The organism is Streptomyces sp. NPDC013317 (genome assembly GCF_055563155.1).
Genome location: NZ_JBVHDX010000006.1, coordinates 59,983 through 75,478 on the forward strand (window position 1 = coordinate 59,983; position 15,496 = coordinate 75,478).

Here is a 15,496-nt window from a genome sequence, read left to right on the forward strand (position 1 = left end):
GCTGGAGGGGTGGTGGGGTGGTGGGGTGGAGAAGTGATGGGCCGGTGGGGTGGTGGCGGGGCGTCAGGGCGTCGGGGCCGGCCCTGCGCCCCGGTACTCAAGGACCAGCCCGTGCTCGCTCTCCTCCACCACACGGAAGAGCGGCGAGCGCTTCAGGTCTTCGCTCAGGGTGCGGAAGCTGCCGGGCGGCAGATAGCCCTCGCCGATGACCGCCTTCTCCTGCGTCGGGGTGAGGACGACGAAGGCAGGACGGCCCTCCGGGATCCCCCGGGCGAGATAGCCCGCCGGATCCTTCAGCATCTTCAGGTTCTCGGGGATTTCCTGCTCCGTGAAGAACCAGCGCTCGTAGTGGTCGTAGCGGTAGTACGCGCCCGGGAACGAGCCCGTCGTGGCGAGGATCAGCGCGCCGTCGCCGGCCCGGTCGTAGGCCCGCTCGGTGAGGGCGAGTTCGGCCGGCGGGGCGTAGTGCATGCCCTCCTTGCCGTAGTACGAGGGCAGGAAGCCGGCCAGCAGGGCGGTGACGGCGAGCGGCAGCGCGACCGCGGCCGTGCGCCGGGCCACCCTGGCCGCCCGGCCGGCCGCGCCCGCCGCCGGGACGAGCGCGGCGGCGGCGAAGAACGCGGTGCCGGGCAGCCCGAACAGGTAGACGCGGAAGAGCATTTCGCCGCCGTAGTCGTTGACGGCGAACATGGGCACCGGCGCCGCGGCGGCGAGCAGCAGCGGCAGCGCGCTGCGGACGAGCCGGCGGCGCAGCAGGACGGCCGTGCCGGCGAGCACGGCGAGGGCGAGCACCATGACGATGTTGGCGGCGCCGACCAGTTCGGGACCCGGCCCGGTGGGCTCGCCGGCGTATCCGGCGCGGGAGTTGGAGAGCAGGTCGCCCGCCGAGTCCTTCAGGGTGCTCATCGTCTCCAGGAAGAGCACCCGGCCCATGGTGAGGTCCCACGCCAGCATGATCAGTCCGGTGACGGCGAGAAGCCCGACATTGCGGTAGCGGCGGGTGAGGCAGAGCGCGAAGAGCGTCGCGCAGAGCATCACCGGTGTGAGCTGGTGCGAGGCGTTGATGGTCGCGATCAGCGGGGCGGTGATCAGTACGCAGATCGCGCGCTGCTTCGGCGTCGTGGGCGGCGGCACGGCGGCCGCCGCCGGGTCGAGGAGCGTACGGTCGCGCAGCCGTCCCGCCGAGCCGGGCCGGACGAAGTGCCGGACGACGACGGCGAGGACGGTCAGATAGAGGAGGTACGAGAAGCCCTGCGGGGACAGGTAGTCCTGGCCGACCCAGTTCGCCAGCTGGAAGATCCACACCCCGGTCCACACGAGCCGCCAGTCGTCGCTGAAGGTGCGGTAGATCAGCAGCAGGACGGGGAGCGTGAGGACGCCCAGGGCGATGGGCGCCCAGTTGACGAACGAGGCCGCCGAGTCCACGCCGAAGGCGCGGACGAGCGCCGCGTCGAGCGAGAAGAACCCTGGCCACTGGTCGTACGCGGACATCCCCCCGGACAGATCGCGCTGCGGGTACACCGTGCCCTCGGCGAGAAGCCGGCTGATCACGGCGTCGTGCTTGGAGGCCCAGGCGTAGCGCACGGAGTCGTAGAGGATCGCGGGCGGCGCCTTGAGCGCCACGAGCATCGCGACGCTGTACGCCGCCGGCCACCACGGGGCCGTACCTGCCCGCCGCAGGGTGACGAGGAACCCGCAGGTCAGGGCGGCGAGGGAGGCGTAGAAGGCGAGCGGGAAGCGGTCGAGGAGACCGTAGTCGCCGATGTCGCGGAAGCCGATCCGCGGGAGCGCGTACACCCAGAGGGCAGCGGCTACCAGCAGCGGCAGCGCGCTGAAGACGGTCTGCGGGCCAGGAATGCGGAGGCGGGGGCGCAGACGGGGGCCGAGGCGAGGTCTGCGGCTCCGCGCGGACGTGTCCGCGGCGCCCTCCCGGTCGGCGTCCGCGTGCGGCTCCGTCCGCGGCTCCGCATCCGGTTCCGCCTCCGGCCGCCGGGCGGGGGGAAGCGGCACGTCGCCTCCGTTGGCCGGTGCGGGCACACGCTGCTGCACGGTGGAACTCCCCTTCGAACTCTTCGCCATCAGGTCACGCCCATCGGGCCCGGCGGCCGCCTCGACCGCCTCCCAACCGCCTCCCAACCGCCTCCCGCACCGCATCCCAGCCGCCTCGCACCGACCGTCAGCGCGCCGTCAGCCCGCGAACTCCGGCCCTGTGACCAGGGCCCGGGCCCTGCGGTACATCCGCCAGCCCACCGTCGGCAGCGAGTCCGGGTACGGCGCCGCCTTGGCGCCCCGGCCGTCCATCCAGTGCTCCACGTCGGCGACGGTGTGCCCGCGGCGCACGATGAGCCGGGCGATCCGGTACCGCTGGTCGGTCTCGGAGCTGAGCGCGTGCCGGACGGCGACGGCCGAGGCGTACCCGGCGGTGGCGGCGGCCCGGCGTACGGCCGGACTGTTGTAGCCGTGCGGGTAGGCCAGGTGCCGGACCTCGCGTCCGAGGACGTCCTCCAGGGCGGCCTTCGGCTCGCGCAGCTCACGCCTGAGCTCCTTCGGCGGCAGCGTGTCGAGCTGGGGGTGGGTGGCGGTGTGCGCCCCGACCTCCATCCCGTACTGCTCCAGGAGAGGCACCTGGTCCAGCGTCATCATCGGCGCGGGCGGCAGCAGACAGACCTGCCCCGGAGTGATCGCGCCGGTCGTCAGATACGCGGTGGCGGGGAGCTCGCGGGCGGCGAGCGCCTCGGCCGTCGGACCGGGCAGGTCGGCGAAGCCGTCGTCGAAGGTGAGGACGACCGGCCGGGGCGGTAACGGGGCGCGCCGGGTGAAGTGGTCGGCGAGGACACCGATGGTGACGGGTGTCCGTCCGCTGTCGACGATCGCGTCGAGCTGCGCCTCGAACTCCTTCGGTGTGACGGTGAATTCGGCGATCCAGGCCGGCGGATCCTCCATCACGGCGTGGTAGAGGAGGACCGGTATGCGGGTGTGGGCGGGTGCGCTCATCTCGAACCCCGCATCCGCAGGCGGGCCTTGGCGTAACCGAGCGGTCCGTAGAGCATGCCGCGTCGCTCCAGTCGGGAGAGGCTGCGAGGCCAGGGATGGGTGTGGGTGCCGTGCTCGCCGGGAACCCCGCCGCCCTCGGCGTGGCGGCTGGCGGTCATGTTCCTGGCGTGGGCGAGCCCGCGGGGCAGCCTGGCGAGGAGCGCGGGCAGCAGGGCGGGGCGCCGGACGAGGGTGGCGGTGAGGTACGCGGTGAGACCGGCGCCGTACCCGAACGCCTGGTTCCGCACGTCCTGCCAGCTCTCGCGGTGGTGGTGCCAGACGAGGGCGTCGGCGGTGTAGCGGAGCCGGAAGCCGGCGGAGAGGACGGCGACGAAGGCGTACAGGTCGTCCCCGCCCCGGGCCGTCGTCCCGGTGCCGGTGGCCGGATCGAAGCCGCCCGCGGCCTCCAGGGCACGGGTCCGGAACGCCATGTTGGCCCCGGAGCCGAAGCTGCCCGCAGTGAACGGGAAGAGCGGTTCGTCGGCGGGCGGCCGCACCGGGTCGTACAGCCGGGGCGCGAAGCCCTTGGCGAAGCCGCCGTGGGATTCCAGCAGGATCTGGGCGGGGGTCCGCAGCCGGGCGGGCAGGATGAGGCCGGTGACGCAGCCGAGCCGCGGGTCGGCTGCGAAGGGCGCGCTGAGGGCGGTCAGCCAGTGCGGGTCGGCCACGACGTCGTCGTCGGTGAAGGCGACGACGTCCGCGCGGGTGTGCGCGAGGCCGGTGTTGTGGGCGACGGCGAGACCGGGGGTGTCCTCGCGGACGTATCTGACGCGGTCGCCGTACGCGCCCCTGACCAGCTCTTCGGTGGCGCGCGTCACGGGCGCGTTGTCGACGACGACGATCTCGTAGTCGGGATGGTCCTGGTCGAGGAGCGAGTCCAGGGCGCGGGCGAGCTGGTCGGCGCGCTCGCGGGTGGCGACGACGACGCTCGCACGGGGCGGGACGAGGCGGGGCTCGGGGTGCTCGCGTCGGGTCCCTTCGCGTCGGGTCCCTTCGCGTCGGGTCCCTTCGCGTCGGGTCTCCTCGAGGCGCGGGCGGGCGAGGGCGGCGAGTGTGTCCGCCGGGTCCGCCCCGTCCGGTACGTGCCCGAGCACGGTGGCGGCGGGCCTCCCCCGGAGCCGGACGAGCGCGAAGACGTCCCCGGGCCCGGGCGGCGGGCCGCCGGGGGCGGGGCGCAGGGAGAGGACGGGTCCGTCGGGCGAGCCGAGGTCGAGGTCGGCGACGGAGAGGGCGTGTGGTGGTCGCATCTGCGTGTCCCCGTCGTCGGCTCAGGACCGGCCGGTGCCGCGGCCGCTACCGCTGCCGCGGAGGCGGGCGATCCGGTTGAGGGTGCGGCGGCCGCGCGCGGCGAGCGCCGGCCGGTTGCGTACGAAGCCGTGGGCCCGGCGGGAGGGCTCGCGGGAGAGCCGGTACAGCCCGGCGCGTAACCCCGGGAGGGTCACCGACCCTTCGTACACGGTGAGTTCGCCGGTCTTCAGCGCGTCCTTGTACTCGGCGTCGCCGCGCCCGAGATCGAGCATCCCGATCCCGGCCGCGGCGGCGGCCTCGGCCATCCGCAGGTGGAGGACGAGACCGGGTGAGTACTTCGCGAACTCGGGGTCGTAGGACGGGAACCAGCAGGAGAGGACCGTGCGGGAGCGCAGCCCGAAGTGGGCGGCGACGGGCCGGTCGCCGGCGTAGAGCACGGACAGGACACCGGAGCAGCCGGGTGCGCGCAGCTCGTGCAGGTGTCGCACGAGGGTGTTGATCCACTCCTTGGCGAAGCGGTCACGCCGGCCGGTCCTGCGGTACTGGGCGGACTTCCACGCCATGAGGGTGCGCAGGGCGGCCGGATCACGCTCGTCGAAGACGAACCGCGTGGGGCCGACCTGGCGGCCGAGGCGGCGCTCCTTGGCGAGGGTGGTCCTGAGGAACTTGGGCGACTGGGCGCGCAGGACCTCCTCGTACGCGGTGTAGCCCTCGCCGACGTCGATCACGGGCGAACCGAACGACTCGGCGCTCTCGCCGAGGAAGGCGGCCTGCCCGGCTTCCAAATTGTCGAACTCCCAGGCGGAGAGCCCGCAGACGCGCAGCAGCGCGCGGGGCGAGGGCGCGAGACCGGGACGGGTGACGGCGCCCTGGCAGTCGGAGACCCCGAGCCCGACGGCCCGTCCGCGCCCCAACGACCGCTTCTCGTACGGGAAGAAGCCGACGGGCTCCCCGTCCTCCCACCAGACGGCCACCCGTACGCGGGGCCGCACCTCGGCGACGGCCCGCGTGAACTCGGGTCCCATGAACGGGTTATCGGGTGCCCCGCACTTCCCCCGTAACTCCCGCCACGCCTCGTCCTCGCGGTCGGTCAGCTCCCCCGGCTTCACGATCTGCACGAACTGCCTGCGGCCACCGCCCTGTTCGCGGACAGCCTGATGACGGACAGCGCTCAACTCCGACCCCCCGGTCTTCCCCCCTGAGTCCTGCCGCTACAGGACGGTACCGGTCGAAAACCCTCCGGGACAGGGCACTCGACCTATCTGTGACTGAGGGGAATTCATGGTGATCAAGCGACCATTGGGACGGTCAGGTGCGGCCACGTGAGTACCTGGATCGCGACGGAACACGACCCGGCCACGAACGACCCGGCGCGGGCGCCTTCCGCCTCTGCGAACCGACGAGAACACTGCTGGTCAAGTCCCTACGGCCGTCCACACCGCCCCTGGAACAAGGCAGGCACCGGCAACGACCGCTTACGTGCCGGGGTGCTGCGGCAGGGCGAGCCAGTCCGACCAGGAGATCTCACGGCCGAGGAAGCGCGGCCGCTCGAACGGCCAGTCGGCGGCGATCCACTGCGGCACCAGCGTATCGAGGGCCTGCTCGATCTCGCCGCCCACCAGCTCGTCCACCACCCACCAGGAGATCTCGCCGTCCGCGCCGGCCTTCTCCGGCGGGTCGATGTAGACACAGCCGAGCAGAACCGTCTCCGCCGCGTCGAACAGCGCGTAGTTGAAGGACTGGTGCGCGGCGATCTCCTTCTCGTGCCGCAACAGGTCGGCCCGGTCGGCCTCGTAGGTCATGGTGGCCGCGGGCCAGCCCCAGGCCGGGCCGAAGACGGTCCACAGCCGCTCGCGCGAACCCATCACAGCCGGATAGTCGAGCGGGGTGTCCGCCTCCCGGATCGGCCGCAGGTGATGACCACCGCCCGGCAGCGGCACCAGGACGGGGTGGACGAAGTCATCGGGAAGCCAGCTCATGGCGCCCGACGGTAGCAGTGCGTGACCGTCCGCTCCCCTGGATTTTCCCCGCGTACCGCCAGGCCCTCGTCGTCAGATCACGCGCGTACCCCGGCGCCAGACCTCCGTCACCAGGGGGACGCCCGGGCGGTAGGCCAGGTGGACGTGGGACGGGGCGTCCAGGATCGTGAGGTCCGCGGCGGAGCCGGGGGTGAGGTGGCCGACGTCCGCGCGGCGGAGGGCCGCCGCGCCGCCCGCCGTGGCCGACCAGACCGCCTCGTCCGGGGTCATGCCCATGTCCCGTACCGCCAGCGCGATGCAGAACGGCACGGACGAGGTGAAGGACGAGCCCGGGTTGCAGTCGGTGGACAGGGCCACCGTCGCGCCCGCGTCCAGCAGGCGGCGGGCGTTCGGCCACTCGGCGCGGGTGGAGAACTCCGCGCCCGGGAGCAGCGTCGCGACCGTCGACGACTGCGCCAGGGCGTCCACGTCGGCGTCCGTCAGGTGCGTGCAGTGGTCCGCGCTCGCCGCGTCCAGCTCCACCGCCAGCTGGACACCGGGGCCGTACGAGAGCTGGTTCGCGTGCACCCGGGGGTGGAGACCCCGCGCCTTGCCGGCCGTGAGGATCGCCCGCGCCTGGTCCCCGTCGAACGCGCCCTTCTCGCAGAAGACGTCCACCCAACGGGCGTACGGGGCACAGGCGTCGAGCATGTCGCCCGTGACGAGGTCCACGTAAGCGGCCGGGTCGTCGGCGTACTCCGGCGCGACGATGTGCGCGCCGAGGTAGGTGACCTCGTCGGTGTGCGCGGCGGCGATGCGCAGCGCGCGCGCCTCGTCCTCGACCGTCAGTCCGTAGCCGGACTTGGTCTCGAAGGTCGTCGTCCCTTGGGCGAGGGCCTCGCGCAGGTAGCGGGCGACGTTCGCCGAGAGGGCCTCGTCGCTCGCCGCGCGCGTCGCCGCGACCGTCGTGCGGATGCCGCCCGCCTTGTACGCCTGGCCCGACATCCGCGCGTTGAACTCCGCCGTGCGGTCGCCCGCGAAGACGAGGTGCGAGTGGGAGTCCACGAATCCCGGGATCACGGCCCTGCCACCGGCGTCGACCCGGTTGTCAGTGGCGGGTGCTTTGCTTGATCCACCGACCCAGACGACGCGGTCGCCTTCGATGACGACGGCCGCGTCCTGGATCAGACCCAGGGGCGTTCCATCACCGAGGGAGGGATCGTTGGTGACCAGGCTTGCGATGTTGACGATGGCGGTCGCGGCCGTCGCCACGGCGCTGTTCGCGCTCGTGGGGGCGGAGGTCGCCGCCGGGCTGTTCCTCGTCGCGGGGCCGGTGTTCATGATGAGAGATCTCTCCTTCAGCCGCTTCAGCCGCGCAGGGCGGCGATCGAGTCCGCGAGGGCGCGGGGCACGTCCGGTACGGACCGGTGGACCCCGTCCCGTACGACATGGCGGCCGCCCACGACCGTGTGCCGCACATCCGCGGCCGACGCTGCGAATACCGCAGTCTCGGCTGCCAGACGCGGCACCGGTCCCGCTGTCCTGACGGAGTCCAGGGCGATCGTCGTGAAGTCGGCGAGCGCGCCGGCCTCCAGGGCGCCCGCCTGACCCCAGCCGAGGGCCGCGTGGCCGTCGGCGGTCGCGGCCCGCAGCAGCGCGGCGGCCGTCCAGTGGCCGCGCGTGCGGGAGCGGAGGCGTTCGTTCAGCTCCATCGCCCGGGCCTCCTCCAGGAGGTCGATGACGGCGTGGCTGTCGCTGCCGAGCGAGAGCGGGGAGCCCGCGCGCTGGAGGGCGACGGCCGGGCCGATGCCGTCCGCGAGGTCGCGTTCGGTCGTCGGGCACATGCAGGTGCCCGTCGTCGTCGAGCCGATGAGCGCGATGTCCCCGTCCGTGAGGTGGGTGTTGTGGACGCCTGTCGTCAGCGGGCCGAGGACGCCGTGGTCGGCGAGGAGCTGGGTCGGGGTGCGGCCGTGGGCGGCGAGGCAGGCGTCGTTCTCGGCCGTCTGCTCGGAGAGATGGACGTGCAGCGGTACGCCCCGCTCGTGCGCCCAGCTCGCCACCGTCGACAGCTGGTCGGCCGGGACGGCGCGTACGGAGTGAATCGCCGCCCCGACGCGTACGCCCTCGCGCTCCTTCAGCTGGGAGACGCGCTCCGCCCAGGCGTCGGCCGTGCCGTCGGAGAAGCGGAGCTGGTGGCGGTCGGGGGCGGCGCCGAAGCCGGAGGAGAGGTACGCGGTGTCAAGGAGGGTGATCCGGATGCCCGCGTCGGCCGCCGCCTGGACGAGGGCCTCGCCCATCGCGTTGGGGTCGGCGTACGGGGTGCCGCCGGGGGCGTGGTGGAGGTAGTGGAACTCGCCGACGGCCGTGATGCCGGCGAGCGCCATCTCCGCGTACACCGCCCGCGCGAGCGCGTGGTACGACTCCGGGGTCAGCCGGGACGCGACCTGGTACATGATCTCGCGCCAGGTCCAGAAGGTGCCGGAGCCGACCTGGACGGTGGAGCGCAGGGCGCGGTGGAAGGCGTGCGAGTGGGCGTTGGCGAGGCCGGGGATCGTCAGTCCGCGCAGGACGACGGCGCCGGGCGGCGGGGCGAGGCCGCCCGCCCCGGCACCCGTCCCCGCGCCGGCCCGCGCGGCGTTCTCCGCGCCGGCTCCGGCTCCCGCTCCCCCGGTCGCCTCCGCGGCGGCTCCCGCCCCCGCCTCGGCTCCCGTCCGGACCGCCGTGATCCGGCCGTCCGTGACCTCCAGCACCACGCCGGGCTCGACGTTCGTGTCGAGCCAGGCGTGTTCCAGCCAGTACGTCGTCACCTGCACGCCAGTCCTTCCAGTACGTCGGCGAGCGCGAGCACTCCGGCCACGCAGTCGTCCTCGGCCGCGAACTCGGCCGGGGAGTGCGAGACGCCCGTGGGGTTCCGTACGAACAGCATGGCGGTCGGGATCGACTCGGACAAAATGCCCGCGTCGTGTCCGGCGCCCGTGCCGAGGACCGGGGTCTTCTCTCCCAGGACGGAGGCGATCTCGTCCCGGAGGGCGTGGGCGAACTCGACGACGGGCGTGAAGGACTCCCGTACGACCGTGAGGTCGATGCCGTGGCGGGCCGCGTGGTCCCGGGAGGCCGTCTCGATGCCGGCGATGACGGCGTCCAGGGCGTCCTGGTCGGCGGCGCGGGCGTCGAGCCAGCCGCGGACGAGGGAGGGGATGGCGTTGACGCCGTTCGGCTCGACGGCGATCTTGCCGAAGGTGGCGACGGCGCCCGCGAGTTCGGCCTCGCGCCGGGCGGAGAGGACGGTCTCGGCGTAGGTGAGCATCGGGTCGCGGCGGTCGACGAGGCGGGTGGTGCCGGCGTGGTTGGCCTCGCCCGCGAAGTCGTACCGCCAGCGGCCGTGCGGCCAGATCGCGGACGCGATGCCGACGGCGTCGCCGGACAGGTCCAGGGCGCGGCCCTGTTCGACGTGGAGCTCGACGAAGGCGCCGATCCGGGCGAGGCGCTCGGGGTCGGGACCGATGGCGTCCGGATCGTGGCCCGCGGCCTCCATCGCCTGCGGGAGGCTGATCCCGTCGGCGTCGCGGAGCTCGTGGGCCTGCTCCTTCGTCAGCCGGCCCGCGGTGAGGCGGGAGCCGACGCAGGCGAGGCCGAAGCGGGCGCCTTCCTCGTCGCCGAAGTTGGTGATGGCGAAGGGGCGCTTGAACTGGACGCCGCGGGAACGGAGTTCGTCGAGCGCGGCGAAGGCGGAGACGACGCCGAGGGGGCCGTCGAAGGCGCCGCCGTCTGGCACGGAGTCCAGGTGCGAGCCGGTGACGACCGCGTCACCGGCCGCGGGGTCGCCGAGCCAGGCCCACTGGTTGCCGTTCCGGTCGACCACGTAGTCCAGGCGGCGGGCCTCGGCCTGCATCCGGAACCAGAGCCGGCAGTCGGCGTCGGCGCCGGTCCAGGCGTAGCGGCGGTAGCCGCCCGAGGCGTCGCTGCGGCCGATGGGCCGCAGCGAACGCCACATGGCGTGGAACGTCTCGCTCACGCGGAGACACCGTCCACGCCGTCGCCCTCGCGCATCGGGACGCGTACGGCCTTCTCGTCGGCGACGTTCTCGGCGATGTCGTAGCCCGCGTCGACGTGGCGGATGACGCCCATGCCGGGGTCGTTGGTGAGGACGCGGCGGATCTTCTCGCCGGCCAGCGGCGTGCCGTCGGCGACGGTGACCTGGCCCGCGTGGATGGAGCGGCCCATGCCGACGCCGCCGCCGTGGTGCAGCGAGACCCAGGAGGCGCCGGAGGCGACGTTGACCATGGCGTTGAGCAGCGGCCAGTCGGCGATCGCGTCGGAGCCGTCGAGCATGGCCTCGGTCTCGCGGTACGGGGAGGCGACCGAGCCGCAGTCGAGGTGGTCGCGGCCGATGGCCAGCGGGGCGGCGAGCTCTCCGGAGGCCACCATGTCGTTGAAGCGCTCGCCCGCGCGGTCCCGCTCGCCGTAGCCGAGCCAGCAGATGCGCGCCGGGAGGCCCTGGAAGTGGACCCGCTCGCCGGCCATCTTGATCCAGCGGTGGAGGGACTCGTTCTCGGGGAAGAGTTCGAGCATCGCCTTGTCGGTCTTGGCGATGTCCGAGGCCTCGCCCGAGAGGGCGGCCCAGCGGAACGGGCCCTTGCCCTCGCAGAACAGCGGGCGGATGTAGGCCGGAACGAAGCCGGGGAAGGCGAACGCGCGGTCGTAGCCCGCGAGCTGGGCCTCGCCGCGGATGGAGTTTCCGTAGTCGAAGACCTCGGCGCCGGCGTCCATGAAGCCGACCATGGCCTCGACATGCCTGGCCATGGACTCCCGGGCGCGGGTGGTGAAGCCCGCCGGGTCCTTGGCGGCGGCGCTCGCCATGTCGTCGAAGTCGACGCCGACCGGCAGGTAGGAGAGCGGGTCGTGGGCCGAGGTCTGGTCGGTCACGATGTCGATGGGGGCGCCCTCGGCGAGCATCTGCGGCAGCAGTTCGGCGGCGTTGCCGAGGAGGCCGATGGAGAGCGGGCGGCGGGCGTCGCGCGCCTCGGTGGCCAGCGCCAGCGCGTGGGCGAGGCTGTCGGCCTTCACGTCGAGGTAGCGGTGCTCGATGCGGCGCTCGATCGCGCGCGGGTCGACGTCGATGCAGATCGCGACGCCGTCGTTCATCGTCACGGCGAGCGGCTGGGCGCCGCCCATGCCGCCGAGGCCGGCGGTGAGGGTGATGGTGCCCGCGAGCGTGCCGCCGAACTTCTTCGCGGCGACGGCGGCGAACGTCTCGTAGGTGCCCTGGAGGATGCCCTGGGTGCCGATGTAGATCCACGAACCGGCCGTCATCTGGCCGTACATGGTCAGTCCCAGCTGCTCCAGGCGCCGGAACTCCTCCCAGTTGGCCCAGTCGCCGACCAGGTTGGAGTTGGCGATGAGTACGCGCGGGGCCCACTCGTGCGTCTGCATGACGCCCACCGGGCGGCCGGACTGGACGAGCATCGTCTCGTCCTGCTTCAGGGTCCGCAGCGTACGCACCATGGCGTCGAAGGAGCGCCAGTCACGCGCGGCCTTCCCGGTCCCGCCGTAGACGACGAGCTTGTCGGGGTGCTCGGCGACCTCGGGGTCGAGATTGTTCTGCAGCATCCGGAGGGCGGCCTCCTGCTGCCATCCCAGGGTGCTCAGTTCCGTACCGCGCGGGGCCCGTACGGGGCGGGGTCCTGACATGGGTGCCTCCTCCGATGTGACGTAACTATTCACATCCTGGCCTGATGAATAGTTGTAGTCAACAGCTGCGGCGCCCCCCGTCCCGGTGGTCCTATGGATCCATGGCATCCCACCGTCGCGATCAGGCCGTCCGCGCCGCCGTCGAGCAGGGTCTCCTCACCCCCTCCTCCGGGCAGGTCGTCGCGCTCCTCGACACCGCCGGGATCCGCGCGTCGGCCGCCGCCCTCGTCTCCGCCTTCGCCGCCGTCACCGACGCCCGCGTCCTGCACGCCTTCGCCGTGAAGGCCTGCCCGCTCGTGCCCGTTCTGCGCCTGCTGGACGCGTGCGGCCTCGGCGCCGAGGTCGCGAGCCCCGGCGAGCTGGCCCTCGCCCGCGCGGCCGGCGTGGCGCCGTCCCGTACCGTGCTCGACTCGCCGGCCAAGACGCCCGCCGAACTGCGCCAGGCCCTCGCGCTCGGGATCGCCGTCAACGCCGACAACCTCCAGGAGCTGGCCAGGCTCGACGCGCTGATCGCCGCCGCGCCGACCGCCTCGCCCATCGGGATCCGGGTGAACCCGCAGGTCGGAGCCGGTTCGATCGGAGCGCTGTCGACCGCGACCGCCACGTCCAAGTTCGGGGTGGCCCTCCGTGACGAGGGCGCGCGGGAGGCCGTCGTCCAGGCCTACCTCGACCGGCCGTGGCTGACCCGGCTGCACACGCACTCCGGCTCGCAGGGCGTCCCCTTCTCGCTGATGGCCGAGGGCGTCGCCGCCGTGTACGACCTGGCCGAGGAGATCAACGCCAAGGCAGGCCGACAGCAGATCGACACCGTCGACATCGGCGGCGGGCTGCCGGTGAACTTCGCCTCCGACGAGGAGACGCCGACCTACGCGGAGTACGCGGCGCTGCTCGCCCGGACGGCGCCCGGTCTCCTCGACGGGCGCTACGGGCTCGTGACCGAGTTCGGCCGCTCGCTGCTCGCCAAGCACGGCACGATCCTCGCCCGCGTCGAGTACACCAAGACCTCCGGCGGACGCCCCATCGCGGTGACCCACGCCGGGGTCCAGGTCGCCACCCGTACCGTCTACGACCCGGCCTCCTGGCCGCTGCGCGTCCTCGCCTACGACGCCGAGGGCAGGCTCCACGACGGGGAGGAGACCGTCCAGGACGTCGCAGGACCCGCCTGCTTCGCGGGGGACCTGCTCGCCACCGCGCGCCCGCTGCCGCTGCTGCGGCCGGACGACGTCGTGGCGGTGCCTGACACCGGCGCGTACTACTTCGCCCACCACTACGCGTACAACAGCCTGCCCCGGCCGGCGGTCCACGGCTTCACGGTCCAGGACGGCGACGGCGGTGTCTCGTTCTCGACCGTGCGGCCCGCGCAGAGCATGGACGAGATCGTCGCCGAGGCGGGCGGCGACAGCGCGGACGCACTCCTGGGCTGACAACGGAGGCGACTGTCGGACCCCGGTGCTTCCATGGAGCCATGGCCATGAAGAGCATCGTCGTCGAACGCCGGATCCAGGCGCCCCCAGGACCGGTCTGGGAGGCGATGACGGACCTGCGGGGCATGGAGCGCATGCTCAGCGGCGTGGACAAGGTCGAGGTGCTCACCGAGGGCACCTTCGGCGTCGGCACACGCTGGCGCGAGACCCGGACCATGTTCGGCAAGCAGGCCACGGAGGAGATGACCGTGACCGAGGCCGAGGCGCCGGACCGCTATGTGACGGTGGCCGACTCGCACGGCATGCACTACGTCTCCGAGATCGCGCTCCGCCCCGAGGGGGACGGGGGGACCGTGGTGCGGATGACGTTCTCGGGAGGCCCTGCCGAGGGGAACCGCCTGGGGTTCGTCGCCAGGCTGCTGAGCGGCCTGGGCGCCAAGGCGGCGAGCCGGGCGCTCGCGAAGGACCTGGACGACGTGGCGGCCTCGGTGGAGCGCCGCCACTGACCCTCGTCCGCACATACGTTCGCCCGTACGAGTGACAGTGCGGCGGGCATCAGGTGACGGGCACCCGGGCAGGCGTTCTCTCGACGACGACGAGAGGCGCCCATGACCACGACATCACGATCCGACGAGCCCGCGGCCGAGCGGTCCGGGACGACCGGGGAGCCCGCGCTCAAACGCGCCATCGGGCCCAAGCTGCTGATCCTCTTCGTGATCGGCGACATTCTGGGCACCGGGATCTACGCGACGACCGGCAAGGTCGCGGGCAAGGTCGGCGGTGCGCTCTGGCTGCCCTTCGTGATCGGTTTCGTCGTCGCGCTGCTGACGGCCGCGTCGTACGTGGAGCTGGTCGGCAAGTACCCGAAGGCGGCGGGCGCCGCGCTCTACACGCAGAAGGCGTTCAAGGTCCCCTTCCTCACCTTCATCGTCGCGTTCATGGTGATGTGCTCGGGGCTCTCCTCCGCGAGCGCGGCGGCCCGCGCCTTCAGCGGGGACTACTTCCAGGAGTTCACGGACGCGATCCCCGCCACGCTCATCGCGATCGTCTTCGTCCTCGCCCTCGCCTGTCTCGCCCTGCGCGGAGTGTCGGAGTCCGTGAAGACGAACGTCGTCCTCACACTCGTGGAGGTCACGGGGCTGCTGATCATTCTCGGGATCGGGGCCTGGGCCGTCCTGAGCGGTGACGGGGAGCCGTCGCGGCTCGGCGAGTTCGAGGCGTCGGGCAGCGGATACGCTCTGATCACGAGCGTGCTGGGGGCCACCGCGCTCGGCTTCTTCGCCTTCGTCGGCTTCGAGGACTCCGTCAACATGGCGGAGGAGACGCAGGATCCGGTCCGCACCTTCCCCCGGGCCATCTTCATCGGCGTCGCCGTCACCGGCACCGTCTACGTCCTGGTCGCCCTGGTCTCCTCGCTCCTCGTCGACCACGAGGTCCTGGAGAGCTCCAGCGGGCCGCTCCTGGAGGTCGTGAAGGCCGGCGGGGTCGACTTCCCGCCGAAACTCTTCGCGCTGATCGCCCTCTTCGCCGTCACGAACTCCGCGCTCATCAACATCATGATGGCCTCCCGGCTCTGCTACGGCCTCGCCAACGAACGGGTCCTGCCGCGCGTGATGGGCAAGGTCCTGAAGCACCGCCGCACCCCTCTCACCGGCATCGTCTTCGCGACCGTCCTGACCATCGGCCTGGTGGCCACGGGCGAGATCGAGGGTCTCGGCGACACCACGGCCTTCCTCCTGCTCTGCGTCTTCGCCGTGGTCAACATCGCCGTCCTGGTGCTGCGCAGGGACAGGGTGGACCACGCCCACTTCCGTGCGCCGACGGCGCTCCCGGTCATCGGCGCCGTCACGGCCCTGATCCTGGCGAGCCCGCTCGCCGACCGGTCGGCGGACGTGTACGTCCGGGCCGGCATCCTGCTCGCCATCGGGATCGGGCTGTGGGTGGTGAACAGGGCCGTCCTGCGCGTGCGCGGGGAGGACTGAGGCGCGACAGCCCTTCCGAGGCACACGGAGGCCCCTGGGGAAGGACGGCCGCGGACCCAGGGGCGAATTCAAGCAAGCGAGCGGCATGTTCCGATGGAAAATGCCAGAACTCCTCCCCCCGGCGGGAACGTTGAGTAGCGTCACGGTCACTGCCGTACGC

The 15,496-nt window shown here is 72.7% G+C and carries 12 protein-coding genes; 3 read left to right on the top strand and 9 right to left on the bottom strand.

Annotated elements, in window-relative coordinates; genetic code table 11:
• Positions 1-63: 63 nt before the first annotated feature.
• The 9 genes from ACZ3IJ_RS17835 to hutU form a co-directional block, all read right to left on the bottom strand.
• Entirely contained in the window at positions 64-2,049 is a 1,986-nt protein-coding gene (locus ACZ3IJ_RS17835) for a hypothetical protein (RefSeq protein ID WP_467469192.1), read from the bottom strand.
• 138 nt (positions 2,050-2,187) lie between these two features.
• On the bottom strand, positions 2,188-2,994 hold the full coding sequence (locus ACZ3IJ_RS17840; protein WP_467469194.1) for a polysaccharide deacetylase family protein: 807 nt from the start codon (positions 2,992-2,994) through the stop codon (positions 2,188-2,190).
• Entirely contained in the window at positions 2,991-4,280 is a 1,290-nt protein-coding gene (locus ACZ3IJ_RS17845; RefSeq protein ID WP_467469196.1) for a glycosyltransferase family 2 protein, read from the bottom strand. The genes ACZ3IJ_RS17840 and ACZ3IJ_RS17845 overlap by 4 nt, the downstream gene beginning before the upstream one ends.
• Before the next feature lie 21 nt (positions 4,281-4,301).
• A complete protein-coding gene (locus ACZ3IJ_RS17850) occupies positions 4,302-5,456 on the bottom strand; it encodes a GNAT family N-acetyltransferase (RefSeq protein ID WP_467469198.1) in 1,155 nt (384 codons plus the stop codon).
• A 300-nt stretch (positions 5,457-5,756) separates the two neighbouring features.
• Positions 5,757-6,260: a GNAT family N-acetyltransferase gene (locus tag ACZ3IJ_RS17855; protein WP_467469200.1), complete on the bottom strand. Its 504-nt coding sequence runs from the start codon at positions 6,258-6,260 to the stop codon at positions 5,757-5,759.
• A 72-nt stretch (positions 6,261-6,332) separates the two neighbouring features.
• Complete coding sequence (gene hutI, locus ACZ3IJ_RS17860; RefSeq protein ID WP_352191959.1) at positions 6,333-7,580, bottom strand: imidazolonepropionase; 1,248 nt, start codon at positions 7,578-7,580, stop codon at positions 6,333-6,335.
• Between the two features lie 26 nt (positions 7,581-7,606).
• Complete coding sequence (locus ACZ3IJ_RS17865; RefSeq protein WP_467469203.1) at positions 7,607-9,052, bottom strand: formimidoylglutamate deiminase; 1,446 nt, start codon at positions 9,050-9,052, stop codon at positions 7,607-7,609.
• Positions 9,043-10,233, bottom strand: a complete 1,191-nt coding sequence (locus ACZ3IJ_RS17870) for an allantoate amidohydrolase (protein ID WP_467469690.1) — start codon at positions 10,231-10,233, stop codon at positions 9,043-9,045. The genes ACZ3IJ_RS17865 and ACZ3IJ_RS17870 overlap by 10 nt, the downstream gene beginning before the upstream one ends.
• A gap of 17 nt (positions 10,234-10,250) precedes the next feature.
• On the bottom strand, positions 10,251-11,930 hold the full coding sequence (hutU, locus tag ACZ3IJ_RS17875) for a urocanate hydratase (protein WP_467469205.1): 1,680 nt from the start codon (positions 11,928-11,930) through the stop codon (positions 10,251-10,253).
• A 101-nt stretch (positions 11,931-12,031) separates the two neighbouring features.
• Here hutU and ACZ3IJ_RS17880 point away from each other — a divergent pair, with 101 nt between their 5' ends.
• The 3 genes from ACZ3IJ_RS17880 to ACZ3IJ_RS17890 all read left to right on the top strand — a co-directional run bounded on the left by ACZ3IJ_RS17880 (position 12,032) and on the right by ACZ3IJ_RS17890 (position 15,336).
• Positions 12,032-13,354 (top strand): type III PLP-dependent enzyme domain-containing protein, encoded by a 1,323-nt coding sequence (locus ACZ3IJ_RS17880; RefSeq protein ID WP_467469207.1) that lies wholly within the window; start codon positions 12,032-12,034, stop codon positions 13,352-13,354.
• 41 nt (positions 13,355-13,395) lie between these two features.
• Positions 13,396-13,860 (top strand): SRPBCC family protein, encoded by a 465-nt coding sequence (locus ACZ3IJ_RS17885; RefSeq protein WP_391801044.1) that lies wholly within the window; start codon positions 13,396-13,398, stop codon positions 13,858-13,860.
• A gap of 102 nt (positions 13,861-13,962) precedes the next feature.
• Positions 13,963-15,336, top strand: coding sequence for an APC family permease (locus ACZ3IJ_RS17890; RefSeq protein ID WP_467469210.1), 1,374 nt, complete (start codon positions 13,963-13,965; stop codon positions 15,334-15,336).
• The last annotated feature ends 160 nt before the right edge of the window (positions 15,337-15,496 follow it).